A 26038-nucleotide genomic window follows, 5' to 3' on the forward strand; every position below is an offset into this window, starting at 1 on the left:
GGGGCGCCGCCGTTGCGGCCGCCCCGCCCTGGACGACCGTGCACTTCCGGCCGGTCCTAGGCATCCATCTGGAGGAGATGTCATGAGAAGCAGAACCCTGACCGGCGCGGCCACCGCCGCGCTGGGCGCCGTGGCGGTCGCCGCCGCCGGCCCCGCCCTCGCGTCCACCCCGCTCACCCAGGGATCGGCGCTCTCGGCGCCGGCCGGGGCGTGCAGCCTGACCATCGTGGACGAGTCCACCGCCTACACCGCGGCCCACTGCGGCGGGGCCGTGTGGGAGGTCGGCTCCCCGGTGCGCTCCGCCGAGGGCGCGCGCATCGGCACCGTCACCGCCCTGCCCGGCGAGTCCGGCGTGGACCTGGTGCGCATCGGCTTGGCCGAGGACGTCCGCGTGGTCGGCGACTGGGCCACCCGGCCCGCCGCCTCCGTGGAGGCGGGCGAGACCGTGTACACGCACGGCTCCTCCGTCCCGATGGGCCACCCCAACTCCCTGAGCCATGCCCACGCGTTCGACAGCGACGCCGTGTGCGCCGACGGCTATGCCGACCAGGTCGCCCTCGACGCCGCCACCACCCACCCCGGCGACTCGGGCGGAGCGGTCTACGACGCGCAGCAGCGCGTGGTGGGCGTCATCTCGGGCGTCGCGCCGGTGACCTTCGACGAGGACGGCGAGGCGGTCAGCTGCGACGCGAAGGCCATGTCCTCGATCATGGTCCCGATCGAGTCGACCCGTGCCCTCGACGCCGCCAAGGCCTCCTCGGCGACGTCCGGCAAGACCCCCCGCCCCGCCCCCAAGCACGCCGCGCGCCCCGCCCCGAAGCACGCCGCCGACATGCCCACCGCCGGAGCGGCCCCCGTGGCCGAGTCCGAGGTCACGACGATCCCGGCGGAGGAGCAGAAGGAGATCGCCGACGAGCTGATCGCGAAGCAGGAGGCGAAGGCGGCCGCCGAGAAGAAGGCTGCCGCGGAGAAGAAGGCCGCCAAGGCTCCCGCCGCGGCCAAGGCTGAGACTCCGGCCAAGGCCGCCGCTTCCGAAAAGGCCAAGGCCTCCGCTCCCGCCAAGGCCAAGGCCAAGGCCTCCGCTCCCGCCAGGGCCACGCCGGCCCCGGACCTCACCACCGAGGTGACCTACACCGCCGCCGAGGGCGTGGCCCGCGGCACCCGCACCCAGATCACCACGGACGAGGGCCGGTTCGAGTACATGAAGGTCTACGCCCTGGACGCGGACGGCGCCGTGCTGGGCGAGATGCACCTGCACACCGTGCAGCCGATGGCCTGGATCAACGTCCCGGCGGACGTCCCCGCCGGCGGCTCCGTGAAGGTGATCGCGGTCAGCTCCGCCGACGCCCCCGCGGACACGGTGGTGACCCTGGGCGGCCAGCGCATCGGCTGATCCGTCCGGCCTCACGGCCACAGCAGCACACCGGGCCCGGTGATTCCGCGAGGATCACCGGGCCTGGTGCGTCAGCACCGCCCCTCGAGGCGGTGGCCGAGCCGGGAGAACACCCGGCCGAGGGTCTCCGCCTCCCCGGGCTCCAGGGAGCTGAGGAAGAGGTCGTCGATCTCGCGCGCGTGATGGACGGCTGCGCGGCGGAAGGCGCGGCGGCCCTCGTCCGTGATCACAGCCTCGAATCCGCGCCGGTCCCGTTCCGCGGGGTGGCGCTCGATCAGGCCGCGGGCCACGAGGCTCTTGACCTGGTACGTCATGCGCGAGGGGGAGAAGACCATGCGCCCGGCGAGCTCTCCGAGGCGCAGGCGGCCATCGGGGGACTCGTAGAGGAGCAGCAGCAGGTTGTAGTCGGCCAGCGAGAGCCCGGCGTCCCGCTTCAGTCCGCGCTCGAGCAGCTCGGAGAGCATCTGGGTGGACTCGAAGTACGCGCGCCACGCCTGCTGGGCCGCACCCTCAGGCCTGCGGTCCTCGGGGGCGGAGCCGTACCACGTCGCGGCGTCGGCGGCGCCGGGAACCGGCTCAGGCGCCGGGGTTGAGGAGCTGGTCAAACGGAGTCACCTCCAGCTCTGCCTCGCCGTTCGCGCGGCGCGGCCGCACGGGGCGCAGGAGCATGACCTCGGCGAGGTCCCTCCCTGCGGCCGCGATGCGCGCGTTCAGCGGGTGGTCCCGCATGGACGCCGCGGCCCCGGTCACCTCGCCCCAGTCGTCCGAGGCGGCGAACACCGCCGTGGGGATGATGCGCGTGCGCAGGTAGGAGAAGAGCGGCCGCATCGCGGTGTCGATCATGAGCGAGTGCCGCGCGGTGCCACCGGTCGCGCCGAGCAGCACGGTGGTGCCGCGCACGGCGTCGTCGTCCACGAGGTCCCAGAAGGCCTTGAAAAGGCCCGCATAGGACGCCTTGAAGGTGGGGGAGACGGCGATGACGGCGTCGGCCTGCTCGACCTCGTCGAGCGCGGCGCGCAGGGCCGGGGAGGTGGTGGCGGTCACCTGCGCCTGGGCGACGTCGACCGCCAGCTCCCGCAGGGTGATGAGGTGGATCTCGGGGGCCGAGCCCCGGCCCGCGAGGGCACTCGAGGCCGCCTCGGCGAGGCGCTCGGCGAGCATGCGGGTCTGGGACGACTCCCCGAGGCCGCCGGAGACGACGGCGATGTGCCGCGTCTCGGGCGTGAACGGGTCGGTGACGGCGCTCATCGGCCGGACTCCCGCTCCGCGTGGGCGGCCGAGCCCTCGGCGCCGCCGGGGACGGGCGCCTCGCCGCGACGGGCGCGCTCGACGAGGAACGCGTGGGTGGGCGCCTCGGGCACGTCGGCCGGCGTGAGGGCGTCGAACTCCCTGCGGAGCACGGGGAGCACCTCGTCGCCCAGGATGTGGATCTGCTTAAGGACGGTGTCCGTGGGCAGGCCCGCATGGTCGATCAGGAACATCTGACGCTGGTAGTCGCCCACCCAGTCGCGGAAGCCGAGGGTGCGCTCGATGACCTCCTGCGGGGAGCCCACGGTCAGCGGGGTCTGGCGGGTGAAGTCCTCGAGGGAGGGGCCGTGGCCGTACACCGGCGCGTTGTCGAAGTACGGGCGGAACTCCTTGACGGCGTCCTGCGAGTTCTTGGCCATGTAGACCTGGCCGCCGAGGCCCACGTAGGCCTGGTGTGCCTTGCCGTGGCCGTAGTGCTCGAAGCGCTGGCGGTACAGGCGCACCATCTGGATGACGTGCTCCTTGTTCCAGAAGATGTTGTTGTGGAAGAAGCCGTCGCCGTAGTAGGCGGCCTGCTCGGCGATCTCGGGCGAGCGGATGGAGCCGTGCCACACGAAGGGCGCCACGCCGTCGAGCGGCTGGGGCGTGAGGGTGAAGTTGTTCAGGGGCGTGCGGAACGTCCCGTTCCAGTCCACGGTCTCCTCGTGCCACAGGCGGTGGAGAAGGTGGTAGTTCTCCACGGCCAGGGCGATGCCCTGACGGATGTCCTTGCCGAACCACGGGTACACGGGTCCGGTGTTGCCGCGGCCCAGGGTGAGGTCCACGCGGCCGTCGGCGAGGTGCTGCAGGTACGCGTAGTCCTCGGCCAGGCGCACCGGGTCCATCGTGGTGATGAGCGTGGTCGCCGTGGAGAGCTGGATCTTCTCCGTCACGGCCGCCAGGTACGCGAGCAGCGTGGGCGGGTTGCCCGGGGCCACGAACGGCGGGTTGTGGTGCTGGCCCGTGGCGAACACGTCGAAGCCCGCCTGCTCGGCGTGCCGCGCGATGCGCACGGTGTCCTTGATGCGCTGGTGCTCGGTGGGGGTGGTGCCGGTGGTCGGATCGGTGGTGATGTCACCGATGGTGAAGACGCCGAACTGCATGGGCTGCTCCTTCGGGGCGGGGCGGGGCGGGGCGGGGCGGTGCCGGACGGGCGAGGGGCGGGCCCCTCGTCGTCTTTCAAAACTGAACCATATCCGTCAACGCGTGCCGAGCCGGGGGTATTCCGGGAGGACGACGACGGCGGGACACTGGTCGCATGACCGGGACCTTCGACGCAGGCCGCCTCGCGCACGTGAACGCCGTGACGGTGCAGCAGATGACCACGTGGAACTCCAACGACATGGCGATCCTCGGCCCCGACGGGGAGACCGTGGCGACGGTGGTGACGCGAGGCGGGGGCTTGAGCCGCATGCTGATGGGCTCGCGTGAGTTCGACGTGGTGGACGGGGAGGACGGCCGCGTCCTCTTCCACCTGCAGGACCCGGCGACCTTCGGGCGGGACCGCTTCCAGGTGTTGGACGCGCAGGGGTATCCGCTGGCCAACGTGGCCCGGGAGTTCGCGTTCTTCCGCACCGCCGTGAGCGTGGAGGTGGTCGACGGGACGCGGTTCTCCGTGACGGGCGACCTGTTCGACTACGACTACACGTTCGCGGCCGGGGAGCGGCAGATCGCCCGCGTGACGGCGGAGTTCGCCGGGTTCCTGAACGCTCTCGCGGGGCGCTCGCGGTACCAGCTCACCGTGGACCCCGCGATGCCGCCCGTGGTGCGCTGCGCGGTGCTGGGCACGGCGATCGCCCTGGACCTGCTGCGCGCGAAGGACCAGCGGAAGAACTGAGCGGGCACGGTCTCGGCAGGCCCGCTGTGAGCCGGACTGCACCACACACCGGAAGCCCTAAGCTTCTGGGGTGGACTTCGGAGCGTACGGACGGTTGCTGCAGGACTCTCGGATCCGCCATCTGCTGATGGTGGGCTTCATCGCCCGCTTCCCCCACACGGCGGCCGGCGTGATCCTCACTCTGCACGTGGCGCTGACGCTCGGCCTCGGCTACGGCCAGGCCGGCCTCGCGGCGGCGGCCATGACGCTGGGCATCGCCGTCGGCGCTCCGTGGCGCGGCCGCGTGGTCGACGCCAAGGGTCTGCGCCGGGCGCTGTTGCCGTCCGTGGTGGCGGAGGCCCTCATCTGGCCGATCGTGCCGTGGCTGCCCTTCCCCTGGATGCTGCTGGCCGTGTTCCTCGGCGGCGTGTTCGCGCTGCCCATCTTCTCCGTGGTGCGCCAGGGCCTCGGCGTGCTCACCCACGGCAAGGATCGCCAGACGGCGTTCGCCCTCGACTCGATCATCACCGAGACCATCTTCATGATGGGCCCGGCCCTCGGCGCCGTGGTGGCCGCCACGTGGTCCAGCGCGCTCGGGCTGACCATCGTGGGCCTCTCCAGCGCCCTTGGCGGCCTGCTGCTGATGTGGTTCAACCCGCCGACGCGCTCGAGCCAGCTGGCCGTCGTCGGGCCGGCCACGAACGACCCGTACACGGAGGCCGAGGACCGTGATCAGGCGGTCGCCCAGTCCGTGCACGGCGCGCCGATGCACGTGGAGATGACCGCCCCGGACCTCGCCACGGGCACCGTGCCGCTGGTGACCGGAGCGATCCCGATCATCACGGGCGCCATGCCCCGCATCGCGGAGGACGGCTCCGGGCCGGTGCCCCAGGCCCGCCCGGGCCTGACGCGGCGGGAGCGGCTCGCGCTGTGGCGGGAGAAGAACTTCGCGTGGGTCACCCCGGAGGCCCTGGGCGTGCTCGTGGTGTCCATGGCGGCGGGCATCGTGATGGTGGGCACCGAGGTGTCCATGGTGGCCGAGCTGGAGCGCGCCGGCCAGGCGGCCGCGGTGGGCGTGGTGTATGCGCTGTGGTGCGGTGCCTCGGCGATCGGCGGCCTGTTCTACGGGGCTTGGGGGCGCCAGGTCCACCCGTACCTGCTCATGGCCCTGTTCGCCCTGTTCACGCTGCCCATGGCGGTCGTGGACGGATTGTGGCCGCTGGCGCTCGCCTCGATCCCCTCGGGCCTGCTCACGGCGCCCACGCTGGCCGCTGCGTCCTCGCGGCTCTCGAACCTGGTGGTGGAGGAGCGCCGCGGCGAGGCGATGGGCTTCTACGGCTCGGCCATGACTGCGGGCGCCGCTCTCGGCGCGCCGGTGGCGGGCGTCTTCATCGACGCGATCTCGCCGGCGGCCGGCTACGTGTTCGCCGCCCTCGTGGGCTTCGTGCTCGTGGCGGTGGCCGCGCTGGCCACGCTGACCCGACGACGGCGGGGTGCCGTGCGCTGACGGCGGCGGTGGCGGCGGTCAGAGGGTGAGGTCGCCCGGCCACCAGCGCCGCACGATGGTGAACAGCAGCGTGACCGCGGCGAGCGCGACGAGAGCGGCGGCGGCGGAGAACGCGGCCGCGGCGTCGCCGACGGCGTCCCACCCTTCGTCGCTGAGGGTGGAGATCATGGACAGGGCGGACCCGCCGAACGCGAGGGTGAGGATCACGCCGAGCCCGCCGAGGACGAGGTCCGCCACGCGCACGGCAACGGCCCACGTTCGGCGCCGTGCGTCCGTGAGCAGCAGCCCAGCCCCGGCGAGGGAGGCCAGCGAGCCGAGGACGGGGAGGAGGACCCGGAGGACACCGTCGATCGGCACGGTGAGCCACAGCCAGCCCACCGCGGCGGGCACGGCCAGCAGCAGGGCGGCGAGCGCCGTCCGTCCGGCGCCCGTGCGGGCCCGGGCTCCGGAGCGCGCGGAGAGGTTCACGCCAACAGCTCGTGGATGCGGCGGACCACCACGTCCGTGAGGTCGGCGTCGTAGCCGGAGGTGGAGGAGTCCATGAAGAGGTGCTCCGCGCTCTCGTACTCGAAGAGCACCGCGGGGGCGTCCGGATTCTCATCCGTCGCGGCGATCGAGCGGGCCAGCGGCAGGTCCTCGTCCCTGACCCAGGCGTCCTCGGAGGCGAGGTGCACCTGCAGGGCCGTGTGGGGCTGCCACAGAGGGGCGAACGCGGTGAGCGGGACGAACCCGGAGATGTCGATGCACGCGCGGAAGGCGGGCACGGTCTGAGCCGCCTTGTGGGCGGGGACCACGCCCATCGAGACACCGGCGACGACGGACGCGGACGGGAACTCCGCGGCCACGCGCATGCCCTCGAGCGCGATCCGGTCGAAGCCGCCGAGCCTCTCCACGTGCGCGATGCCCTCCTGCGGGGTGCCGAACACGGCGCCGTCGAAGAGGTCCGGGGTGTGCACCTGGTGGCCGCCGGAGGCGATCTTCTCGGCGAGGTCGCGGACACCGTCCGTGAGGCCGAGGGCGTGGTGGAAGAGGATGATCTGAGCCATGGGTCACAGCGTAGACGCGGGGCCGGACACCGCAGCGGGTCCGCGGGCGGGCTCTCTGCTGGGGAAGGACAGCTGAGCGGGGATGCCGGGCTCCGGGTGATCGGGGGAGACGAAGACGGCCCGGCCGGGAAGCGGCTCCACCGCGATGACCTTCGGCCACACGAGCCGGTGCTCCCCGCTCGTGCCCGCCGGCACGTAGAACCGGTGGGGGAGGTGCAGCAGGAGGCGTGAGGTCGCGAGGTCGCGGCCGCCCAGGGCCGCGAACCGCACCCGTCTCCCCCGCTGGGTGCCCAGCCAGTGGTGCAGCTCCTCATCGAAGGACCGGTACGTCTCGCCCACCCGGAGACCTGCCCAGCCGGCCCACCCGGTGACCACCGCGGTGCCGCCGTGATCGGCGAGCGCGTCGAGCGCCGCGACGGCAGCCTGGGCGGCCTCGTCACCCCCGTCGGGGGTGAGGATGGTGTGGCCATGGGGCAGGCCCGGGTGACCCGTCTCTCCGGAGCCGTCGAGCACGAGCACGCCGCCCGGCCCACGCGCGGCCACGTCGAGGACGGACTCCAGGATCAGCTCGCGGCCGCCGGCCGCCTCCGCGATCCATGCCGTGTTCCCCGCGGAGCCGTGCGGCCAGCGCCAGACCACGTGCCGTGCGCGGGACGCGTCGTCGATGAGGGCGAGAGCGTCGCGGCCCCGCCTGCTCGAGCGGTCGGGGGCCCACACTCCCGGGAGGGCGGGAGAGACCACCGGCGCCGGTGTCGGCCAGCATCCCTGCGCGTACGCGTCCCTCACGTGCTCCACGACGGCCTCCCACGAAGCGGCGGTGGCGGCCGGCACGGCCTCCTCGCCCGCCCGCCGCCACACGGGTTCGGCGGCAGCCACCGCCCACTGCGAGGCACGGAACGCGACGGGCGCGCGGCCCGCCCGGGCGAGGATGGCCGATCCGGGGCGGGAGGCGTCCAGGTGGAAGGCGTCCCGCGAGCCGACGAGGTCCCAGGACTCCTGCTCCGTGGCCGTGCGCAGGGCGATCGTGGCGCCCAGGTTGGAGCGGATGTCCCCGCTGACTGCACCCGTCGCCCGCTGCGTCGCGAGCAGCAGGTGGAATCCGAGGGACCGCCCGGTCGCGGCGAGGCGATGGAGCACGGCACCGGCGTCGGGGTGGTCGTCCATGAGGACCCGCAGCTCGTCGACCGCCACCACCAGGCGAGGGAGCGCCACGTCCGGACGGCGACGGCGGAAGGCGGGGTAGTCGCTCACCCCGAGCCCCGCGAAGAGCGCCTCGCGTCGCCTCAGCTCAGCGCTGATCGCCGAGAGGGCGCGCAGCGAGGCGGCGCCCACGTGGTTCGTCTCCACGCTCATGGTGTGCGGAAGGGCGGCCAGATGCCCGAAGGACGCCCCGCCCTTGAAGTCCAGCAGGATGAAGGCGAGCTCGGCCGGAGGGTGGTGCGCGCTCAGACCCACGAGCAGGGACAGCAACAGGTCGGACTTCCCCGAGCCCGTCGTCCCGGCGACCAGGATGTGGGGCCCGTCGGCCGCGAGATCCAGCCACAGCCCGCCCGTGGCCGGTGGCCCGCCCGCGGCCGGACGCGCGGGATCGCCCGTCGTCACGGGCGCGCGGACCCCGTCGACCGCCGAGAGCGTCCCCACCTGCGGCGGCGGGCTCAACGGCGGTGCCGCCGTCGTCCCCGAGAGGAGTCCGAGGCCGACGACGTCGTCGGCCAGCTCCAGGAGCCACCACGTGAGGGTCGCGGGGGAGATGCCCGTCATCACGACGTCGGCCAGCGTGGTCCCGTCCCCGGCGTGGTGGAGGGAACGGGCGGTGAGGTCGAGACGATCTCCAGGCACGGAGGGGACGGACGGATCCTCGGCCTCGGCGCTGAACCGCACCTCGGACACCGGGCGCTGCGGATCCGCGGAGGGTGGCGGAGCGACGTCGGCCCGGCCCAGCGCCTCAAGCCATCGTGCCCGCGTCGGTGCGACCCAGTCCGAAGCCGGCAGACCGAGGTGCAGCTCGCGTGCGGCCGCTCCGCCCCGCCACCAGCACTCCCTGCCGTGGGGCGTGGTGACCGTGAGCGTCAGTCCCGCGGCCACGGCGTGGCGCAGGAGCTGGAAGAGGGCCCACCGGGCCGCGGCGTCGAGGGGACGTCGTGCACCGGTCACCGTGATGCTCCGCTCGTCGGCCAGGGTGGAGAGGGCGGGCTGTGACACGACGACGGCCTCCTGCCATTGCCGCGCGGCCTCCGGCCGGGACAGCGGAAACGGCCCCATGCCCGTCCCCCAGCGGAGGACGCAGGCTGCGTCCTGCCCCTGCCCTGAGACCCCGAAGCGATCCGCGGAGCGCGACCGCGCGGCACGGGCGACCTGCCCCGGGCACGGCGCCTGGCCCGAGCGACGGGCGGCCAGCTCCGAGGCTCGGCCGCGCAGGGCACGGGCGTGCTCGCGCCGGGCACGTCGTTGCAGGCCGATCATGGTCCCGACCGTCAGGACCGACATCAGGCCGAACAGCAGGAAGAGCCCGCTTCCGCTGGACAGGGCGAGCACGAGGCCGATGACGATCGGCCCGGCAGCCATGAGGAGCGGCAGCAGCATCGCCTGCTCGCCCGGGGGACTGCCGAGGTCGACGACGGCCGCCGCCACCTCGCGGGGCGGGTCCAGGGGACGCTGTGGCCCGCGCATCGTTCCGAGGGAGCATCGGCCCACGAGCAGGGGCTCCAGGCCGTTCCACTGCTGGGGCGTCGAGCGGCCAGGGCGTCGCACCGTGAGCCCGGCGGCCGCGAGGGCGAACCGAGTGGGGCGGGCGGGCGCGGTCGGGTCGTCCAGGAGGAGGTCGCCCGTGCCGCGCCCCGCCGAGACTCCGGCCAGCGAGACGGGAGCGATCCGCCCCGCGTCCGGTCCGTCCTCCGACAGGATGCTCAGTTCAGGCCCGGGGGCGCGTCGGGCCGGGCCCGCGCCGGCCGGACGGACGACGTAGGTGAGGGCGCCGGCTGCGGAACGGCCGCGGCGGAGCGAGCCTGCGGGGAAGCGGCGGCGGACCTCGTCGTCCTGCCGTGCGGGGTCGGCGGGAAGGTCGGAGACGACCCAGACGTCGTCGTCCCCGGACTCGCCCAGGAGGCGCACGGTCCAGGTCATGACGGATCCTCTCGGGGCCGGTGTCCAGGGGCGCCGGGCTGACGCCGCGGCCAGGATGACAGCTGGGGCGATGCGGACGCGACGGGGTGTCCCTCACTGTGGAGAACCTGCCCCGGGAAGACGTCCGATGAACAGTTGTCCACAGCTTGGGGAACCCCATGGAACCCATCCGAGTCGGGGAGATAGGTTTGATCACGACATGCGGTGCGGCGCCGGGGGATGGCGCTTCAAACGGGCACAGGAGGATGCATGGATGCCGTGCGCATACTCGAGGACGAGGTCAGAGAAGTCGTCCGTCGTCAGGGTGTCGATCCGCAACGGGAGGGCGAACGCGTCCGGCTGCTGATCCACGAGGCGGTCTCGGACTACGAGTCCCGCTCGCTGGTGAGCTCCCTGCCGCCGCTGGACAATGCCGGCCAGGCGAGACAGGACCTCTATGACTGCATCGCCGGTCTCGGACCCCTCCAGCGGCTGATGGACGACCCCGGAGTGGAGGAGATCTGGCTGAACGCCCCCGACCAGGTCTACTGCGCCCGCGCCGGACGCTCGGAGCTGACCGGCCTCGTCCTCACCGAGGAAGAGGTCCGGGATCTCGTCGAGGTGATGCTGAAGACGACCGGGAGGCGACTGGACCTCTCGATGCCGTTCGTGGACGCCTCGTTGCCCGACGGCTCGCGCCTGCACGTGGCCATCCCGGACATCACTCGGCGGCACTGGGCCGTCAACATCCGCAAGTTCATCAGCCGAACGAGACGTCTGGACGACCTCGTTCGCTCCGGCTCGCTCTCTGCCTCCGCGGCGCGCTTCCTCGACGCCGCCGTGGACGCGGGGATGAACGTCCTCGTCTCGGGGGCCACCCAGGCGGGCAAGACGACGCTGCTGAACTGCCTGGCGGCCTCCATCGGGCCGAGGGAGCGCGTCATCACCGTGGAGGAGATCTTCGAGCTGCAGATCCCGGTGCGCGACGTCGTGGGGCTGCAGTGCCGCCAGCCCAACCTGGAGGGCCATGGCGAGATCCCGCTTCGTCGCCTGGTGAAGGAGGCCCTGCGCATGCGGCCGGACCGCCTGATCGTGGGCGAGGTCCGCGAGGCTGAGGCGCTCGACATGCTCGTCGCCTTGAACTCGGGTCTGGCGGGCATGTGCACGATCCATGCCAACTCGGCCTCCGACGCCCTCACCAAGCTGTGCACCCTGCCCCTGCTCGCCGGGGAGAACATCTCCCGCAGCTTCGTGGTCCCGACCGTGGCCACCTGCATCGACCTGGTGGTCCACTGCGAGCGGGATCGCGAGGGCCGCCGGCGGGTCCGGGAGATCCTCAGTGTCGGGTCCCGCGTGGAGGAAGGGGTCATCGAGACGTCGATCCTGTTCCGCCGGGACCGGGAGGGCGACCTCGAGGTGAATCCGGCGGCCAGTCTCGAGTTCGAGGCGTTAGACCGGCACGGGGTCGACGTGCACGAGCTCCTGGAGCTGCGCTGATGGCCGTGGTGTGGGGTCTGGCACTGGGTGTGGGCCTCTTCCTCGTGTGGTGGTCGGTGTGGGCGGAGCCCGCCGCCGGCACGCCTCGCGTGAGCTCCGATTCGCGGCTGCGCGTGCTGATCGCCCAGTCCGGTGTCTCCGGGCTGTCCCCGGCCGGCGTGGTGTCCGCGATGACGGCGGGAGCGCTGATGGCCGCCCTGCTCGTCTTCGCCGTGACCCGAACATGGACCATCGCGGCGTGCTTCGGCCTGTTCGGCGGCGCCGTGCCCTGGCTCCTCCTGACCTGGCAGGCCCGGCGCAGGAGCATCGCCCTGCGGGAGCTCTGGCCGGACGCGATCGACCATGCCCGGTCCGCCATCCGGGCCGGCCTGACCCTCCCGGAAGCCCTCATCCAGCTGGGCGACTCCGGCCCCGAGGGGCTGCGGGAACCCTTCGTGGCGTTCGCCCGGGACTACCGTTCGGGTGCTCGGTTCCTCGACGCCCTCGAGAGGCTGAAGGTGCGCATGGCGGACCCCGTGGCAGACCGGCTCGTCGTCTCGCTGCGCCTGACCCGGGAGGTCGGTGGGGCAGACATCGGCGTGCTGTTGCAGACCCTCTCCGAGTTCCTGCGGCAGGACGCACGTATCCGGGCTGAGCTGGAGGCACGGCAGTCCTGGACGGTGAACGCGGCCCGCCTGGCCGTCTGCGCGCCGTGGATCGTGCTCGTCCTGCTCGGGACCCAGCCCATGGCCGTTGCCGCCTACCAGTCGGTGACCGGCGGAATAGTGCTCCTCATCGGCCTCGTCGTCTCCGTGGTCTGCTACCAGGTCATGCTGCGCATCGGGGCGCTGCCACGTGAGAGAAGGGTGCTGGCGTGAGCGTTCTTCTCGTCTGGGGCGGCGTCCTGGGGCTGACACTCGGGACCGGGCTCTGGCTCATCGTCGCCGCCCAGCCGCTGGGGTGGCGTCCGAGTCTGGTGGAGCGCGTGGCCCCGCAGCTGCGCCACCACACCCCTGCCTCGCGCCTGCTGCAGGAGGAGGGTGCGGCCACCTCGCCGTGGGGTGCCTGGGGTCGAATCCTCGATCCCGTCATGGGTGCGGTGATGGGCCGGCTGCAGCGCTTCATTCCGGCTGGGGAAGCGCTTGCCCACAAGCTCGAGGCGGCAGGATCCGAGCTGACACCGGCCGACTACCGGGCGCAGCAGGTCCTGTGCACCTGCGCAGGCGCGGCCCTGGCGACCGTCGTCGCCGTCCTGCTGGCGGCGTCCGGCCGGATTCCGGCGCTCTCGGGGCTCGCCTTCGTGGTCGTGGGTGCGCTGGCCGGTCACCTGCTGCGGGACCAACTCCTCTCCATGCAGATCACCCGTCGCCGCACCGCCATCCTCACGGAGTTCCCCTCCGTGGCGGAGCTGTTCGCACTCTCCGTCGGTGCGGGAGAGAGCGCGGCGGGGGCTCTGGAGCGGATCGCGACCAGTGCACGAGGCGAGTTGGCCGGCGAGTTCGAACAGGCGCTCGCGGACATGCGTGCGGGCGCCTCCCTCGCCGCGGCCCTGAAGGCCACCGCTCGCCGAGTCCAGCTGCCGCCCATCGAGCGCTTCATCGGGGGTGTCCTCATCGCCCTCGACCGCGGCACTCCGCTGGCCGACGTCCTGCGTGCCCAGGCCCAGGACGTCCGCGAGATGGGCCGCCGTGAGCTCATGGAGGCCGCAGGCCGCAAAGAGATCCAGATGATGGTCCCGCTCGTCTTCGGCATCCTGCCGCTCACCGTCATCTTCGCCGTCTTCCCGGGCATCTCGCTGATGCGTCTGGGCTTCTGAAGACCCACAACTGAATAGCCCCCACCCGCCAGCCATCCGCCCAGACGACCCATCGCACCGCACCGGGCCATGCCCGCCATCCCGAGGAGGGAACCATGAACCACCACCACGCCTTCGCCGCCCTGATCACCGCACTGCAGAGCTTCATCCCCACCGACGTCCGTGACGACCGCGGCGACGTGCCGGGCTGGGTCATGATCACCCTGATGTCCGCCGTCCTGGTGGCGGGCCTCCTGCTGATCGCCGGCCCTGCTCTGCAGGACCTGTTCAACCAGGCCATCGACAAGGTGTCCACGGGCGCCTGACCCATGTCGCAGTCCCACTGGATGCCCCCTGTGGCGGCTCCCGGGCTCCGGCCGGGGAGCCGCCGGCAGGACGAGACGGGTGCCGCCGTCGCTGAGTCGTCGATGGTGATGGCGTTGGTCGTCCTGCTCTTCGCCGCACTCCTGCAGGCCGGCATCGTCATCCACACCCGGAACGTGATGATCGACGCCGCGTCGGCGGGGGCCCGCTATGGGGCACTCGCGGACCGCCACCCCGGGGACGGTGTGGAACGGGCGCGGGAAGTCCTGGCGGCGAGTGCTCCCGGTCAGTCGGGTGCGGCCATCACGGCGGAGACGACGAGCCAGGGAGGCGTTCCCATCGTCCGCGTCACCGTCTCGAGCTCGCTGCCCGGAGTCGGATTCCTCCCGGGACCCGTTCCACTCACGGTGAGCGGCCATGCGTACCGGCACTGAGACGCAGAACGACGTCGGGGAGCGCGGTTCTGCGACGGTCGAATTCCTCATGCTGTCCCTGGTCCTGCTCATCCCCGTGGTGTATCTGATGATCTACGTGTCCCAGATCCAGGCCGCCGCCTTCGCGTCGGTCGCCGCGGCGGACCAGGCCGCGAGGGTCCTCGTCGCCAGCACGGAGGAGGTCTCCGCCGGGCAGGCCGCCTCCACCATCCAGCTGACCCTCGCCGACTACGGCGTCTCCTCCGACCTCGCCGACGTGTCCGTGCGGTGCAGCGTCGGCGGCTGCGGAACCCGTGAGCCCGCTGAGGTGGTCGAGGTCAGCGTGGCCGTCGAGGTCCCCGTGCCGTTCGCACCGGCGTCCTGGTCCGCTTCGCTCAGCCCCGTGAGCGTCGGCTCCGAGGCTCGGCAGATGGTGCCGAGGTTCTGATGCGTGCTCGGACCCGACTCGTTGACGACCGCGGCCAGACCACCGTCCTCACCGTCGGACTGTGCGCCGTGCTGATCGCCCTCATGCTCGTCATGCTGGCCGTCACCACGGTGGCCATCCAGGTGAGGCGGCTGCAGTCCCTCGCGGACGGGGCCGCGCTCGCCGGTGCCGAGGAGCTGGGCTTCCGCCTGGACGAGAACCCCACGGTGGTCCTGTCCGACGACGAAGTCGCCGCGTCCGCCGGCGCATACCTGTCGGCCGTGGGCGGGCAGGAGAGCGTGCCCGGCCTCGCAGGCATGGAGGCCGGGGTGGCCGGGGACGGCGCGACCGTGATCGTCCGCCTCGAGGCGCAGGTGAGCCTGCTGCCCGCTGGAGGGTGGTTCACCGGGGTCGTCCCCGCAACGGTCCCCGTGCAGGCGGAGGGCAGCTCCCGGACGGCCCTCACCCGGTGATTCCGGCCGGGGCCTTCCGAGTGGTGCCACGGGTGGCGTGCCACGGTGGTCTTCCTCGACCTCGACGGCGCATGGATCGAGGCACCGGACGACGGCGCCGACGACCTCGTGGTCGGCGTGGCGGCCAGGCAGCGGGCGTTCGCGGAGATCGCCCAGGCCCTCGAGCGGTGGCGCTGAGATCGGGCGCATCATCGGCGTGGTCATGATGCTTCGCTGGTGGGCGCGGGAGGAATCGTACGGCGCGGGAGGAACCGGACACGGTGCGGGAGGAACCGGACACGGCAACGCCCCCGCGTCGAGGAGGACTCCCGAGGCGGGGGCGCGCTGCTCATTCCCGAGCGGACCTCACCACATGCCGAGGACCTTCATCCAGGCGCCGCCCACCACGGTCCAGATGACGATGTTCACGAGGCTCGCCAGGAAGCCCACTCGGAACCACTCGTTGGTGGGCACGTAGCCGGAGCCGTACACCACGCCCGCGGGGCCGGAGGAGTAGTGGGCCAGGCCGCCGAAGAGGTTGCCGATGAAGCCGAAGGCGAGTGCAGCGAAGACCGGCGGGGTGCCGGCGGCCACCGCGGCGGTCAGGAACACGGCGTACATCGCCACGATCTGCGCCGTGTTGGACGCGAACAGGTAGTGCACGTAGAAGTACACGAGGGCCAGCAGCGCGAAGGCCACGTACCACGGCAGGCCGCCGACCGCGCCGGAGACGGAGCGGCCGATCCAGTCGATCACGCCCAGCTCGTTCAGGTGTGTCGCCATGCCCACGAGCACGCCGAAGAAGACGAGCGTGGACCACGCGCCGCCGTTGGCGGCCATGTCCTTCCAGGTGAGCACCTTGGTGACGAGCAGGGCGGCGACGCCCACGAACGCCACCGCGGTGGCGTTGAGGTCCAGCAGGGAGCCGAGGACCCACATCAGCAGCAGCGCGACGAACGTGCCCGCCATGATCACTTCGCCGCGGCTCATGGGGCCGGCCTGGTGCAGCTGCTCGCGGGCGCGTCCAGGGGCATCCGGGGTCTTCGTCAGCTCCGGCGGGTAGATCTTGGTCATCGCCCACGGCATCACGGCGAGCGCCACGAGGCCCGGCACGATCGCGGCCAGCGCCCACGAGCCCCACGTGATCTGCACGCCGTTGTCCGCCGCGAACTTGGCGGCCAGCGGGTTGCCGGCCATGGCGGTGAGGAACATGGCCGAGGTGATCGTGTTCACCTGCACCGCGGTCATCGAGAGGTAGGCGCCGAGCCGGCGCCGGGACTCCGGCGTGTCCGGGGTGGAGCCCTGCACGCGGGCCAGGGAGGAGATGATCGGGAAGACGACGCCGCCAGCGCGCGCCGTGTTGGACGGCGTCGCCGGGGCGAGGATCAGGTCCGTGACGGCCATGCCGTAGCTCAGGCCCAGGCTGGACTTGCCCAGCTTGGTGACGAACCACAGCGCGATGCGCCGGCCCAGGCCCGTGAGCAGGAAGCCGTCGGCGATGAAGAACGCCGCCACGATCAGCCACACGGCGCTGTTGCCGAAGCCCGTGAGCGCCTCCTTGCCGGGGTCCATGGTGCCCGTGATCATGGCCGCCGCCAGCCCCACCAGGGCGACGGACGCCGTCGGGAGCGGCTGGAGGATGAGCGCCAGGATGGTGCCGAGGAAGATGCCGGCCATGTGCATGCCGCGCGGGTCCACGCCCTCGGGCGGCGGAATCAGCCACACGGCCACGGTCACCAGCAGGATCGCCAGGACCTTCAGGATCATCCCCGTGGACGACGGCGGCGCCGCCGCGGGAGGCGCTGTTCCGGCGCCCGCGCCCTTCTCGGTGACAGAGCCGTTCGGGGCGGCGGCGGACGGGGAAACGGAAGAAGCCATGCGGCTCATCCCCTCACGGAGTTGACGCGGATGTGCGGGTTCTGACACGGACAAATCTACTCTCGGCGGGGATCTCCGAGGCGCTCCCGGCACCCGGTGAGACCAGGCTCACCGGGTGCCGGGTGCCGGGTGCCGGGTGCCGGGTGCCGGGTGCGGGCGCTCGGCCGGTCAGTCGTCGCGGCCGCCGCGCAGCCGCGCGCGCACGGCTTCCCGGTTCACCGCGCTGATGGCGGAGAGCGGGATGCCGGCCGGGCACACCTGGGCGCACTCGCCGTACACGGAGCAGGGGCCGAACTCGGCGTCCGCCGTCGCGGTGATGCTCAGCGCGCGGCGGCCGCGCTCCGGCTGGCCCTGGGGGAGCGTGGCGAGGTGCTCCAGCAGCGATCCGGTGAAGAGGTGCGAGGACCCGTTGGGACAGGCCGCCACGCACGCGCCGCACTGGATGCACGCCGCGAAGTCGAGCGCCTTCTCGGCGGTGCGGAAGGGGATCTGGCGCGCGTCCGCGTCCGGCGCGGTGCCGACGTCGACTCCCACGAAGCCGCCCGAGGCCACCACGCGGTCCAGGGCGCCGCGGTCCACCACCAGGTCGCGCTGCACCGGGAAGGCGTCGGACCGGAACGGCTCGAGGCGGATGCGGTCGCCGTCCCGGTAGGAGCGCAGGTGCTGGCGGCAGGACGGCGTGTTGGCCACGGGCCCGTGCGGGCGCTCGTCCACGGTGATGCCGCACGCGCCGCAGATGCCCTCGCGGCAGTCCGAGTCGAACGCCACCGGTTCGAGGCCCTCCTCCACGAGCTGCTCGTTGAGGCGGTCCAGCAGTTCGAGCAGGGACATCTCCTCGGTGGCGTCCTCCACCACGTACGTCTCGAAGCGTCCCTCGGCGGCGGGGGAGTCCTGCCGCCAGATCTCCAGGGTCAGTCTCATGGTGCGTCCGTCCTCACCGGTAGTCGCGGGTCTGCAGCTTCACCGTGGTGAAGTCGAGGGGTTCGATGTGACGCACCGGCTCGCCGGGGTGCACGTCGTCGTCGCCGGGCACGTGCTCCCAGGCGGAGACGAAGCGCCAGGCGTCGTCGTCGCGCAGTGCCTCGCCCTCGGGGGTCTGGTGCTCCTCGCGGAAGTGGGCGCCGCAGGACTCCTCGCGGTCCAGGGCGTCCCGGCACATGAGCTCGCCCATGTCCAGGAAGTCGGCCACGCGCCCGGCGCGCTCGAGCTCCTGGTTGAGCTGCTCGCCCGTGCCGGGCACGCGCAGGTCGGTCCAGAACTGCTCGCGCAGCGCGCGGCTCCGCCGCAGTGCCTCGGCCAGGCCCGCAGCCGTGCGGCTCACGCCGCAGCCTTCGTAGAGGATCTCGCCGAGCTCGGCGTGGAAGTGGTCCGCGGAGTGCGTGCCGCGGATCTCCAGCAGGCGCCGGGTCCGGTCCTGCACCCCCGCGACGGCGTCGCGCACCGCGGGCGCGTCCGCGTCCAGGAGCGGCTCGTGGAGGTGGTCCGCGAGGAAGTTCGGCACGGCGTAGGGGAGGGTGAACCAGCCGTCCACGCACGCCGAGAGCAGGGAGTTCGCGCCGAGGCGGTTGGCCCCGTGATAGGCCCAGCCGGCCTCGCCGCCCACGAACAGGCCGAGGACGGACGTCATCAGGTCGTAGTCGCTCCAGAGCCCGCCCATCGCGAAGTGGGCGCCGGGAGCGATGCGCATGGGCACGGTGTACGGGTCCTCGCCGGTGGCGTCGCGGTACATCTCGAACAGGTTGCCGTAGCGCTCCCTGATGGTCTCCACGCCCAGAAGCTCGATCGCATCCCGGAAGTCGAGGTACACGCTGTTCCTCAGGGGGCCCACGCCGTGGCCGGCGATGATCTGCTCGCGCGCGGCGCGGGAGGAGATGTCGCGCGGGGCGAGGTTGCCGTAGGCCGGGTACTTGCGCTCGAGGTAGTAGTCGCGCTCGCCCTCGGGGATCTCGTTCGCCGGGCGGTCGTCCCCGGCGCGGGCGGGCACCCAGATGCGGCCGTCGTTGCGCAGGGACTCGCTCATGAGCGTGGTCTTGGACTGCCAGCGCGAGCTCACCGGCAGCGCGGTGGGGTGGAACTGGATGAAGGACGGCGAGGCGAACAGTGCTCCGCGCCGGTGTGCGCGCCAGGCGGCCGTCACGTTCGAGTTCTTGGCGAGTGTGGACTGGCGGAACACGCTCCCGTAGCCGCCCGTGGCCAGCACCACGGCGTGGGCGGTCTGCGCCTCGACCTCGCCCGTGAGCAGGTTGCGGACGACGACGCCCCGCGCCCGGCCGTCCTCCACGATCAGGTCGAGCATCTCGCGGCGCGTGCGCAGCTCCACCGTCCCGGCGGCCACCTGGCGCAGGAGGGCCTTGGTGGCGGAGACCTCCATCTGCTGGCCGGTCTGCCCACGGGTGTAGTACGTGCGGGAGACCTGCACGCCGCCGAAGGAGCGCGTGCGCAGCTGACCGCCGTACTCGCGGGCGAAGGGCGCACCGAGGGCGTCGGCATGGTCGATCACACGGACGGACTCCTCGGCCAGGCGGAAGCAGTCGGCCTCGCGGGCGCGGAAGTCACCGCCCTTGACGGTGTCCTTCACGAAGCGCCCGAGCGAGTCGTTGTCCACCTTGCGGCCGCGCGCGGCGTTGATGCCGCCCTGTGCGGCCACGGAGTGGGCGCGACGCGGGGAGTCGTGGATCGTGTAGTTCACGACGTGGTAGCCCAGCTCGCCGAGCGCCGCGGCGCAGCCGGCCCCGGCCAGGCCGGTGCCCACCACGACCACGGTGAACCTGCGGCGGTTCAGCGGGCTGACCAGCTTGTACTCGAGCTTGCGCCGGGTCCAGGCGGTGGCCGGGTCGCCGTCGGGGGCGCGGCCGTCGAGGACGAAGGGGGCGGCGGGGGCAGCGGTGGGCGGGGCCGCGGGTCGGGTGGCCTCCCGCGAGGAGAGGTCGACGGTGTGGTCGGCGGCGCGGCTGCTCATGCGAGGGCTCCCGTCAGGACGGCGAGGGGGATGGTGATGTTGCCGATCGCGATCACGAGGCCGAGCACCAGGGCGATCAGCTTCAGGACGCGCCAGAAGCGGGGTCCGCCGGCGATGCCGAGGTCCGCCACCATGGCCACGATCCCGTGGATGAGGTGCGCCGCGAGGGCCAGCATGGCCAGGATGTAGACGAGCGAGGCGGGCCAGCGGCTGAAGCTGGCGATCACGTTGGCATAGGCGCTGCTCGCTTCGGGCGTCGCGGCCTGGAACACGTCGGGCGCCGCGGGCCGGGCCCCCAGCGTCAGGTCGAGCACGTGGAAGACCAGGAAGAGGAGCAGCACGACGCCCGTGGTGGGCATCGCGCGCGTCAGCCACGAGCCGGGCCGGATCCTTCTCCGCGGGTGCGGGCCCCGAGCGCGCCGGGCCCGGATCACGATCAGCGCGGCGGCCCACACGTGGCCGATGAGGCACAGGAGGAGGAACGCCCGCAGGATCCAGAGCAGGCCCTCGTGGGGCAGGACGGGCTCGAACGCGGCGCGCAGCCAGTGGGCGTAGGCGTTGAAGTGCTCGGCGCCCTGGTAGACCTTCAGGTTGCCGATCATGTGCACGAACACGAACGCGGTGAAGACGGCACCCGTGAGAGCCATGACCACCTTCAGCAGGGCGTTCGAGGGGCCGTGGCGGACCGGGGTCGCGCGGACTCCGGGGCCCTTCGGCGCAGCGGCGGGACGGCGGACGGTGGACTGTGCCATGGCGACTCCCGGCGGTTCGGTGACTGCCCTGTGAGTCTATGCCCGCTGACCTGGGCGGGATCGTCCGTGACCGGGCCGCCGACGTCGCCCCACCCCCGCCCCACCCCGCGCGGTAGACTCGCCCCACCATGGCTGACACTGACTTCTCCGCAGAGATCGACGCTCTGCGCCACACCCTCGCCTCCATCGAGCAGGTCTCGGATGTCGAGCGCATCAAGGCGGACATCGATACCCTCGAGGCCCAGGCCTCCGCGCCGGACCTCTGGGACGACCCCGAGGCGGCGCAGAAGGTCACCTCCAAGCTCTCCCACCGCCAGGCGGACCTCAAGCGCATCATCTCGCTCGCGGACCGCATCGGGGACCTGGAGAGCCTCGTGGAGCTGGCCACCGAGGAGGGCGAGCCGGACCTGCTGGTGGAGGCGGACGAAGAGCTCGTCGGCATCCGCAGGACCCTCGATGAGCTCGAGGTCGTCACGCTGCTCAGCGGCGAGTACGACCAGCGCGACGCCGTGATCACCATCCGCGCCGGCGCCGGCGGCGTGGACGCCGCCGACTTCGCCGAGACCCTCATGCGCATGTACCTGCGCTGGGCCGAGCAGAAGGGCTGGTCCACCAAGGTCATGGACACCGCCTACGCGGAGGAGGCGGGCCTGAAGTCCGTGACCTTCGAGGTCAACGCGCCCTTCGCGTTCGGCACCCTCTCCGTGGAGGCCGGCACGCACCGCCTGGTGCGCATCAGCCCCTTCGACAACCAGGGCCGCCGCCAGACCTCCTTCGCCGCCGTCGAGGTCGTGCCGCTCATCGAGTCGGACGACTCCATCGAGATCCCCGAGTCCGAGATCAAGGTGGACGTGTTCCGCTCCTCGGGCCCCGGCGGCCAGTCCGTGAACACCACGGACTCTGCTGTTCGCATGACGCACATCCCCACGGGCATCGTCGTCTCCATGCAGAACGAGAAGTCCCAGATCCAGAACCGCGCCGCCGCCCTGCGCGTCCTCCAGTCCCGCCTGCTCCTGCAGCGCAAGGCCGAGGAGAACGCGAAGAAGAAGGAGATGGCCGGCGACGTGAAGGCGTCCTGGGGCGACCAGATGCGCTCCTACGTGCTGAACCCGTACCAGATGGTCAAGGATCTGCGCACGGGCCACGAGGAGGGCAACCCCGCCTCCGTGTTCGACGGTCAGATCACCGACTTCATCGACGCCGGCATCCGCTGGCGCGCCGAGCAGGCCCAGATCGCCCGCGACGAGGCCGAGCAGGCCTGATCCCTCCCGGGGCGCCTCACCCCCGGGTCCCGACGCCGGCCCGCACCTTCCGCAGCGAAGGTGCGGGCCGGCGTCGTCGTCGGGGAGCCGATGCCGGACGCGGCTGGCCCGAACGTGACCTGCGCCATACACTGGCGGTGATCTCAGTTCATCGCCATTCACTGAGCCCGCGACGCCGGGCCCGCCCCCGCTGGAGGATCCTGATGACCACCGAGCACCCCGCCCCGCAGCCCGCCGACGCAGTGATCGTGGGCGGCGCCCGCACCCCGTTCACCCGCTTGCTCGGCGGCCAGGCCTCCCTGACCGCCATGGACCTCGGCGCCCACGCGATCAGGCACGCGCTCGAGCGGGCCGGCGTCGGCGCGGACGAGGTGGACACCGTCCTCATGGGCCAGGTCGTCCAGGCCGGGCAGGGGCAGAACCCCGCGCGCCAGTCCTCGCTCGCCGCGGGCCTGCCCTGGACGGTCCCCGCCATGACCGTCAACAAGGTCTGCCTCTCCGGCCTCACCGCGATCATCGACGCCGCACGCCTCATCCGCCTCGGCGACGCCGACGTCGTGGTGGCCGGCGGCCAGGAGTCCATGACCAACGCCCCGCACCTGCTGCCCAAGGCGCGCGCCGGCTACAAGTACGGCGAGGTCACCGTGCTCGACTCCGTGGCCTACGACGGCCTCACGGACGCCCTCACCAAGGAAGCCATGGGCGAGCTGACTGAGTCCGGCAACGGCGAGCGAGCCCTCGACCGGGCGGCCCAGGACGAGATCGCGGCCGGGTCCCACCAGCGTGCCGCCGCCGCGCAGGCCGACGGCGTCTTCGAGGGCGAGATCGCCCCGATCGAGATCCCGCAGCGCAAGGGCGAGCCGGTGGTGGTCTCTGCGGACGAGGGCGTCCGCGCCGACACCACCGCCGAGACTCTGGCGAAGCTCCGCCCCGCCTTCGCGAAGGAGGGCACCATCACCGCCGGCAACGCGTCGCCGCTCTCGGACGGCGCCGCCGCCGTCGTCGTGACCTCCCGCGCCTACGCCGAGGAGCACGGGCTGACGGTGCTGGCCACCATCGGGGCCCCCGGCCAGACCGCGGGCCCGAAGGACTCCCAGCTGCACTCCCAGCCCTCGGACGCGATCTCCGCAGCCCTGGCCAAGCAGGGCTGGGAGGCCTCCGACCTCGACTTCATCGAGATCAACGAGGCGTTCGCCGCGGTGTCCCTGCAGTCGCTCAAGGACCTGGACTACTCCGCCGAGCAGTGCAACATCCACGGCGGCGCGATCGCCCTGGGCCACCCCATCGGCGCCTCCGGCGCCCGCCTGGCCCTGCACGCCGCCCTCGAGCTGGACCGCCGCGGCTCCGGCCGCACCGCCGTGGCCCTGTGCGGCGGCGGCGGTCAGGGCGAGGCCCTCATCCTGTTCCGCTGACGCGGCACCGCCACGACCCGTCCCGCCCACGAAGGAGTCCCATGGCCCTCGACAAGACCGTCGCCACCCCGGCCGAGGCGGTGGCGGACATCCCGTCCGGCGCCTCGCTCGCCGTCGGCGGGTTCGGCCTCTCCGGCAACCCCATCCAGCTCGTCGAGGCCCTCCTCGAGCAGGGCGCCGACGACCTCTCCGTCGTCTCGAACAACTGCGGCGTCGACGGCTGGGGGCTGGGGGTCCTGCTCTCGGCGCAGCGCATCCGCAAGATGACCAGCTCGTACGTGGGGGAGAACAAGGAGTTCGCCCGCCAGTACCTCGAGGGCGAGCTTGAGGTGGAGCTCGTGCCGCAGGGCACCCTCGCGGAGAAGCTGCGCGCCGGCGGCTCCGGCATCCCGGCGTTCTACACCCGCTCGGGCGTGGGCACGCAGGTCGCCGAGGGCGGCCTGCCCATGCGCTACGACGCCGAGGGGAACGTGGTGAAGGCCTCGGAGGCCAAGCCGACGGACACGTTCGTGCTGGGGGAGCAGTACGTCAGCGTCGATCCGGCCGAGCGCCAGGTCTACGTGCTCGAGGAGTCCATTGTCACGGACGTCGCGCTCGTGCACGCGAAGAAGGGGGACCGGCACGGCAACCTCGTCTTCAACAAGGCCGCCCGCCAGTTCTCCGTGCCCGCCGCGATGGCCGGGCGCGTGTGCATCGCACAGGTGGAGGAGCTCGTGGAGCCCGGGGAGATCGACCCGGACGAGGTCCACCTGCCGGGAGTGTTCGTGCACCGGATCGTGGAGGTCGGCACGGACATCGAGAAGCCGATCGAGAAGCGCACCGTGCGCCAGGCCCCGGCCGAGGCCCAGGAGGAGACCCGATGACCGAGCAGACCGTCCCGGCCCAGCAGCCCGCCCCCCAGGGCCTCACCCGGGACCAGATGGCCGCCCGCGCCGCCCAGGAGCTCCCGGACGGCGCCTACGTGAACCTCGGCATCGGCATGCCCACGCTCATCCCGAACCACATCCCCGAGGGTCGCACCGTGGTGCTGCAGTCGGAGAACGGGATCCTCGGCGTCGGCCCGTACCCGGACGAGGCCCACGTGGACCCGGACCTCATCAACGCCGGCAAGGAGACCGTCACGGTGAGCCCGGGCGCGTCCTTCTTCGACTCCGCGATGAGCTTCGGCATGATCCGCGGCGGCAAGATCGACGTCGCCGTGCTGGGCGGCATGGAGGTCTCCGCGGCCGGCGACCTGGCCAACTGGATGGTGCCCGGCAAGATGGTCAAGGGCATGGGCGGCGCGATGGACCTCGTCCACGGCGCCGGCCGCGTGATCGTCATGATGGACCACGTCTCCAAGGACGGCACGCCCAAGATCGTCGCGCAGTGCTCGCTGCCGCTGACCGGCCGGGCGGTCGTGGACCGCATCATCACCGACCTCGCGGTGATCGACGTCGTCGGCACCCCGGAGCAGCCCGAGCTCACGCTCGTGGAGACCGCTCCCGGCGTGACCGAGGAGCAGGTGCGCGCCCTCACGGGGGCGCCGCTGTCCTGACGCAGGGCTGCTACGCCCCCAGCGGAGCAACCGGCCCGCCCGCCGCCGCGGGCGGGCCGTCCCGTAGACTGGGTGACCCTGTGTCACGCGCGCATCGCAAGCGGAAGGAGCCCGGCCATGGGAAAGAACGCGAAGGGGAAGCCCGCCAAGCAGCCGGCCCCCGGCGAGCGCATGGTGATCGCCTCCAACCGCAAGGCCCGGCACGACTACACCATCCTCGACACCTACGAGGCCGGCTTGGTCCTGACCGGCACAGAGGTGAAGTCGCTGCGCGAGGGCAAGGCGTCCCTGGTGGACGGGTTCGCCGTGTTCTACCGGGACGAGCTGTTCCTGGAGCAGGTGTACATCCCCGAGTACCTCAACGGCTCGTGGACCAACCACGCCGCCCGCCGGCGCCGCAAGCTCCTCCTGCACCGTGCGGAGCTGATCAAGATCAGCCGTGAGATCCAGGAGTCGGGCCTGACCATCGTGCCGCTGCAGCTGTACTTCCTGGACGGCCGGGTCAAGGTGGAGATCGGGATCGCGCGCGGCAACCGGGAGTACGACAAGCGCCACGTGCTGCGCGAGAAGCAGGACGCCCGCGAGGCGCAGCGCGCCATGCGGGCCCGCAACCGCCGCGCGGCCTGAGCGGAGGCGGCCGGCACCCGGACGCGCGCGAGGCCCCCTTGCGGGAATGATCCCCGCCCGTGGTACGTTGTCCATCTCGCAGGCCCGTTCAGGCGGGTTCGCGCGAGTGGTGATTGACAACCTCATAGAGGAGTCGCCCCCAGGGGCCGATCGGTTTCGACGGTGTGTGTCGCGTCGGGAGAAGCGGGCCGAGGATGCAGAGTCATCTCGTCAACGCTCTCTGCACAACAATAAGTGCCACTTCTAAGCGCACTGACTTCGCTCTCGCTGCCTGATCAGTGATCGAGTCCGTCATCCCGGGATCGCTGTCGTCCCGGACCATGGCGTCAGCTAGATAGCCACTGGGCATCACCCTCGCCGGGGGTCGTGATGCCGACATCAATCCGGCTGGGCCCGGGTTGTCCGCCCGTCTGCGGGACGGACAGGGCCGAGCAACACCCATAGCAGACTGCGCCCGGAGAAGACCTGGCAACACCACATCGGACGCGGGTTCAATTCCCGCCGGCTCCACTCACCACAGGCGAAGGCCCCGAGACATGTGTCTCGGGGCCTTCGTGCGTTCCGGGGTCGCCG

At 72.2% G+C, this 26038-nt stretch carries 26 protein-coding genes and 1 other RNA gene; 17 read left to right on the plus strand and 10 right to left on the minus strand.

Features of this window, described 5'->3' with window-relative positions; translation table 11 throughout:
* Positions 1–82 precede the first annotated feature (82 nt).
* Positions 83–1393 (plus strand): trypsin-like serine protease, encoded by a 1311-nt coding sequence (locus NJC10_RS04075; RefSeq protein WP_319074741.1) that lies wholly within the window; start codon positions 83–85, stop codon positions 1391–1393.
* 71 nt (positions 1394–1464) lie between these two features.
* Here the strand turns inward: NJC10_RS04075 and NJC10_RS04080 are convergent, their stop codons facing one another.
* The 3 genes from NJC10_RS04080 to NJC10_RS04090 are packed head-to-tail and all read right to left on the minus strand — an operon-like array spanning position 1465 to position 3783.
* Positions 1465–1998: a MarR family winged helix-turn-helix transcriptional regulator gene (locus tag NJC10_RS04080; RefSeq protein ID WP_319074743.1), complete on the minus strand. Its 534-nt coding sequence runs from the start codon at positions 1996–1998 to the stop codon at positions 1465–1467.
* Positions 1970–2641: a CE1759 family FMN reductase gene (locus tag NJC10_RS04085; protein WP_319074744.1), complete on the minus strand. Its 672-nt coding sequence runs from the start codon at positions 2639–2641 to the stop codon at positions 1970–1972. The genes NJC10_RS04080 and NJC10_RS04085 overlap by 29 nt, the downstream gene beginning before the upstream one ends.
* Positions 2638–3783 carry an LLM class flavin-dependent oxidoreductase gene (locus NJC10_RS04090; RefSeq protein WP_319074745.1) on the minus strand — a complete coding sequence of 382 codons (1146 nt, stop codon included), beginning with the start codon at positions 3781–3783 and terminating at the stop codon, positions 2638–2640. Before NJC10_RS04090 ends, NJC10_RS04085 begins: the two co-directional genes overlap by 4 nt.
* A gap of 155 nt (positions 3784–3938) precedes the next feature.
* On the opposite strand from NJC10_RS04090, the gene NJC10_RS04095 reads away from it, so the two are divergent.
* Positions 3939–4517: a hypothetical protein gene (locus tag NJC10_RS04095; protein ID WP_319074746.1), complete on the plus strand. Its 579-nt coding sequence runs from the start codon at positions 3939–3941 to the stop codon at positions 4515–4517.
* A gap of 70 nt (positions 4518–4587) precedes the next feature.
* Positions 4588–6003, plus strand: a complete 1416-nt coding sequence (locus tag NJC10_RS04100) for an MFS transporter (protein WP_319074747.1) — start codon at positions 4588–4590, stop codon at positions 6001–6003.
* 18 nt (positions 6004–6021) lie between these two features.
* Here NJC10_RS04100 and NJC10_RS04105 read toward each other — a convergent pair whose 3' ends face one another.
* The 3 genes from NJC10_RS04105 to NJC10_RS04115 are packed head-to-tail and all read right to left on the minus strand — an operon-like array spanning position 6022 to position 10172.
* A complete protein-coding gene (locus NJC10_RS04105) occupies positions 6022–6471 on the minus strand; it encodes a hypothetical protein (RefSeq protein WP_319074748.1) in 450 nt (149 codons plus the stop codon).
* Positions 6468–7049 (minus strand): dienelactone hydrolase family protein, encoded by a 582-nt coding sequence (locus tag NJC10_RS04110; protein WP_248115222.1) that lies wholly within the window; start codon positions 7047–7049, stop codon positions 6468–6470. The genes NJC10_RS04105 and NJC10_RS04110 overlap by 4 nt, the downstream gene beginning before the upstream one ends.
* Positions 7050–7052: 3 nt before the next feature.
* Positions 7053–10172, minus strand: a complete 3120-nt coding sequence (locus NJC10_RS04115; protein ID WP_319074750.1) for an FtsK/SpoIIIE domain-containing protein — start codon at positions 10170–10172, stop codon at positions 7053–7055.
* 249 nt (positions 10173–10421) lie between these two features.
* Between NJC10_RS04115 and NJC10_RS04120 the strand changes: the two genes are divergently transcribed.
* The 8 genes from NJC10_RS04120 to NJC10_RS04155 all read left to right on the plus strand — a co-directional run bounded on the left by NJC10_RS04120 (position 10422) and on the right by NJC10_RS04155 (position 15236).
* Entirely contained in the window at positions 10422–11648 is a 1227-nt protein-coding gene (locus NJC10_RS04120) for a CpaF family protein (RefSeq protein ID WP_319074752.1), read from the plus strand.
* Positions 11648–12505: a type II secretion system F family protein gene (locus NJC10_RS04125; RefSeq protein ID WP_319074753.1), complete on the plus strand. Its 858-nt coding sequence runs from the start codon at positions 11648–11650 to the stop codon at positions 12503–12505. Before NJC10_RS04120 ends, NJC10_RS04125 begins: the two co-directional genes overlap by 1 nt.
* The gene (locus tag NJC10_RS04130; protein ID WP_319074755.1) at positions 12502–13443 is read left to right on the plus strand and encodes a type II secretion system F family protein; all 942 of its coding nucleotides are present in this window, start codon (positions 12502–12504) and stop codon (positions 13441–13443) included. Before NJC10_RS04125 ends, NJC10_RS04130 begins: the two co-directional genes overlap by 4 nt.
* A 95-nt stretch (positions 13444–13538) precedes the next feature.
* Complete coding sequence (locus tag NJC10_RS04135; protein WP_298712852.1) at positions 13539–13748, plus strand: hypothetical protein; 210 nt, start codon at positions 13539–13541, stop codon at positions 13746–13748.
* Positions 13749–13769: 21 nt separating this feature from the next.
* Entirely contained in the window at positions 13770–14180 is a 411-nt protein-coding gene (locus NJC10_RS04140) for a TadE/TadG family type IV pilus assembly protein (protein ID WP_298713463.1), read from the plus strand.
* Entirely contained in the window at positions 14164–14607 is a 444-nt protein-coding gene (locus tag NJC10_RS04145) for a hypothetical protein (protein ID WP_319074758.1), read from the plus strand. Before NJC10_RS04140 ends, NJC10_RS04145 begins: the two co-directional genes overlap by 17 nt.
* Positions 14607–15059, plus strand: a complete 453-nt coding sequence (locus tag NJC10_RS04150; RefSeq protein ID WP_319074759.1) for a pilus assembly protein TadG-related protein — start codon at positions 14607–14609, stop codon at positions 15057–15059. Before NJC10_RS04145 ends, NJC10_RS04150 begins: the two co-directional genes overlap by 1 nt.
* A gap of 45 nt (positions 15060–15104) precedes the next feature.
* Complete coding sequence (locus NJC10_RS04155; RefSeq protein WP_319074760.1) at positions 15105–15236, plus strand: hypothetical protein; 132 nt, start codon at positions 15105–15107, stop codon at positions 15234–15236.
* 168 nt (positions 15237–15404) lie between these two features.
* On the opposite strand, the gene NJC10_RS04160 is transcribed toward NJC10_RS04155, so the two are convergent.
* From NJC10_RS04160 to NJC10_RS04175, 4 genes are all read right to left on the minus strand, one after another.
* Positions 15405–16925: an anion permease gene (locus tag NJC10_RS04160; protein WP_413466383.1), complete on the minus strand. Its 1521-nt coding sequence runs from the start codon at positions 16923–16925 to the stop codon at positions 15405–15407.
* A gap of 159 nt (positions 16926–17084) precedes the next feature.
* The gene (locus NJC10_RS04165; protein WP_248115212.1) at positions 17085–17837 is read right to left on the minus strand and encodes a succinate dehydrogenase/fumarate reductase iron-sulfur subunit; all 753 of its coding nucleotides are present in this window, start codon (positions 17835–17837) and stop codon (positions 17085–17087) included.
* 13 nt (positions 17838–17850) lie between these two features.
* Positions 17851–19875 (minus strand): fumarate reductase/succinate dehydrogenase flavoprotein subunit, encoded by a 2025-nt coding sequence (locus tag NJC10_RS04170; protein WP_319074763.1) that lies wholly within the window; start codon positions 19873–19875, stop codon positions 17851–17853.
* Entirely contained in the window at positions 19872–20627 is a 756-nt protein-coding gene (locus tag NJC10_RS04175; protein ID WP_319074764.1) for a succinate dehydrogenase cytochrome b subunit, read from the minus strand. The genes NJC10_RS04170 and NJC10_RS04175 overlap by 4 nt, the downstream gene beginning before the upstream one ends.
* Positions 20628–20755: 128 nt before the next feature.
* Here NJC10_RS04175 and prfB point away from each other — a divergent pair, with 128 nt between their 5' ends.
* The 6 genes from prfB (at position 20756) to ssrA (ending at position 25978) form a co-directional block, all read left to right on the plus strand.
* A complete protein-coding gene (prfB, locus tag NJC10_RS04180; RefSeq protein ID WP_319074765.1) occupies positions 20756–21889 on the plus strand; it encodes a peptide chain release factor 2 in 1134 nt (377 codons plus the stop codon).
* Between the two features lie 203 nt (positions 21890–22092).
* Positions 22093–23301 carry an acetyl-CoA C-acetyltransferase gene (locus tag NJC10_RS04185; protein ID WP_319074766.1) on the plus strand — a complete coding sequence of 403 codons (1209 nt, stop codon included), beginning with the start codon at positions 22093–22095 and terminating at the stop codon, positions 23299–23301.
* 41 nt (positions 23302–23342) lie between these two features.
* Complete coding sequence (locus NJC10_RS04190; RefSeq protein ID WP_319074767.1) at positions 23343–24164, plus strand: CoA transferase subunit A; 822 nt, start codon at positions 23343–23345, stop codon at positions 24162–24164.
* Positions 24161–24838, plus strand: a complete 678-nt coding sequence (locus tag NJC10_RS04195; RefSeq protein WP_319074768.1) for a CoA transferase subunit B — start codon at positions 24161–24163, stop codon at positions 24836–24838. The genes NJC10_RS04190 and NJC10_RS04195 overlap by 4 nt, the downstream gene beginning before the upstream one ends.
* A gap of 117 nt (positions 24839–24955) precedes the next feature.
* Entirely contained in the window at positions 24956–25465 is a 510-nt protein-coding gene (smpB, locus tag NJC10_RS04200) for an SsrA-binding protein SmpB (RefSeq protein ID WP_298712880.1), read from the plus strand.
* Positions 25466–25607: 142 nt separating this feature from the next.
* Positions 25608–25978, plus strand: a transfer-messenger RNA (tmRNA) gene (ssrA, locus tag NJC10_RS04205).
* Positions 25979–26038: the final 60 nt, after the last annotated feature.

Origin of the sequence: Micrococcus sp. M4NT, from assembly GCF_033790745.1 — a bacterium.
GTDB lineage: Bacteria > Actinomycetota > Actinomycetes > Actinomycetales > Micrococcaceae > Micrococcus.

Excerpts from the sequence above, each read along its gene's own strand:
- NJC10_RS04165 (WP_248115212.1), bottom strand. The coding sequence starts at position 17,837 with ATGAGACTGACCCTGGAGATCTGGCGGCAGGACTCCCCCGCCGCCGAG.
- NJC10_RS04175 (WP_319074764.1), bottom strand. The coding sequence starts at position 20,627 with ATGGCACAGTCCACCGTCCGCCGTCCCGCCGCTGCGCCGAAGGGCCCC.
- NJC10_RS04140 (WP_298713463.1), top strand. The coding sequence starts at position 13,770 with ATGCCCCCTGTGGCGGCTCCCGGGCTCCGGCCGGGGAGCCGCCGGCAG.
- NJC10_RS04095 (WP_319074746.1), top strand. The coding sequence starts at position 3,939 with ATGACCGGGACCTTCGACGCAGGCCGCCTCGCGCACGTGAACGCCGTG.
- NJC10_RS04145 (WP_319074758.1), top strand. The coding sequence starts at position 14,164 with ATGCGTACCGGCACTGAGACGCAGAACGACGTCGGGGAGCGCGGTTCT.
- NJC10_RS04185 (WP_319074766.1), top strand. The coding sequence starts at position 22,093 with ATGACCACCGAGCACCCCGCCCCGCAGCCCGCCGACGCAGTGATCGTG.
- NJC10_RS04125 (WP_319074753.1), top strand. The coding sequence starts at position 11,648 with ATGGCCGTGGTGTGGGGTCTGGCACTGGGTGTGGGCCTCTTCCTCGTG.
- NJC10_RS04135 (WP_298712852.1), top strand. The coding sequence starts at position 13,539 with ATGAACCACCACCACGCCTTCGCCGCCCTGATCACCGCACTGCAGAGC.
- prfB (WP_319074765.1), top strand. The coding sequence starts at position 20,756 with ATGGCTGACACTGACTTCTCCGCAGAGATCGACGCTCTGCGCCACACC.
- NJC10_RS04075 (WP_319074741.1), top strand. The coding sequence starts at position 83 with ATGAGAAGCAGAACCCTGACCGGCGCGGCCACCGCCGCGCTGGGCGCC.
- NJC10_RS04195 (WP_319074768.1), top strand. The coding sequence starts at position 24,161 with ATGACCGAGCAGACCGTCCCGGCCCAGCAGCCCGCCCCCCAGGGCCTC.
- NJC10_RS04120 (WP_319074752.1), top strand. The coding sequence starts at position 10,422 with ATGGATGCCGTGCGCATACTCGAGGACGAGGTCAGAGAAGTCGTCCGT.
- NJC10_RS04090 (WP_319074745.1), bottom strand. The coding sequence starts at position 3,783 with ATGCAGTTCGGCGTCTTCACCATCGGTGACATCACCACCGATCCGACC.
- NJC10_RS04115 (WP_319074750.1), bottom strand. The coding sequence starts at position 10,172 with ATGACCTGGACCGTGCGCCTCCTGGGCGAGTCCGGGGACGACGACGTC.
- NJC10_RS04190 (WP_319074767.1), top strand. The coding sequence starts at position 23,343 with ATGGCCCTCGACAAGACCGTCGCCACCCCGGCCGAGGCGGTGGCGGAC.
- NJC10_RS04170 (WP_319074763.1), bottom strand. The coding sequence starts at position 19,875 with ATGAGCAGCCGCGCCGCCGACCACACCGTCGACCTCTCCTCGCGGGAG.
- NJC10_RS04150 (WP_319074759.1), top strand. The coding sequence starts at position 14,607 with ATGCGTGCTCGGACCCGACTCGTTGACGACCGCGGCCAGACCACCGTC.
- smpB (WP_298712880.1), top strand. The coding sequence starts at position 24,956 with ATGGGAAAGAACGCGAAGGGGAAGCCCGCCAAGCAGCCGGCCCCCGGC.
- NJC10_RS04085 (WP_319074744.1), bottom strand. The coding sequence starts at position 2,641 with ATGAGCGCCGTCACCGACCCGTTCACGCCCGAGACGCGGCACATCGCC.
- NJC10_RS04160 (WP_413466383.1), bottom strand. The coding sequence starts at position 16,925 with ATGAGCCGCATGGCTTCTTCCGTTTCCCCGTCCGCCGCCGCCCCGAAC.
- NJC10_RS04110 (WP_248115222.1), bottom strand. The coding sequence starts at position 7,049 with ATGGCTCAGATCATCCTCTTCCACCACGCCCTCGGCCTCACGGACGGT.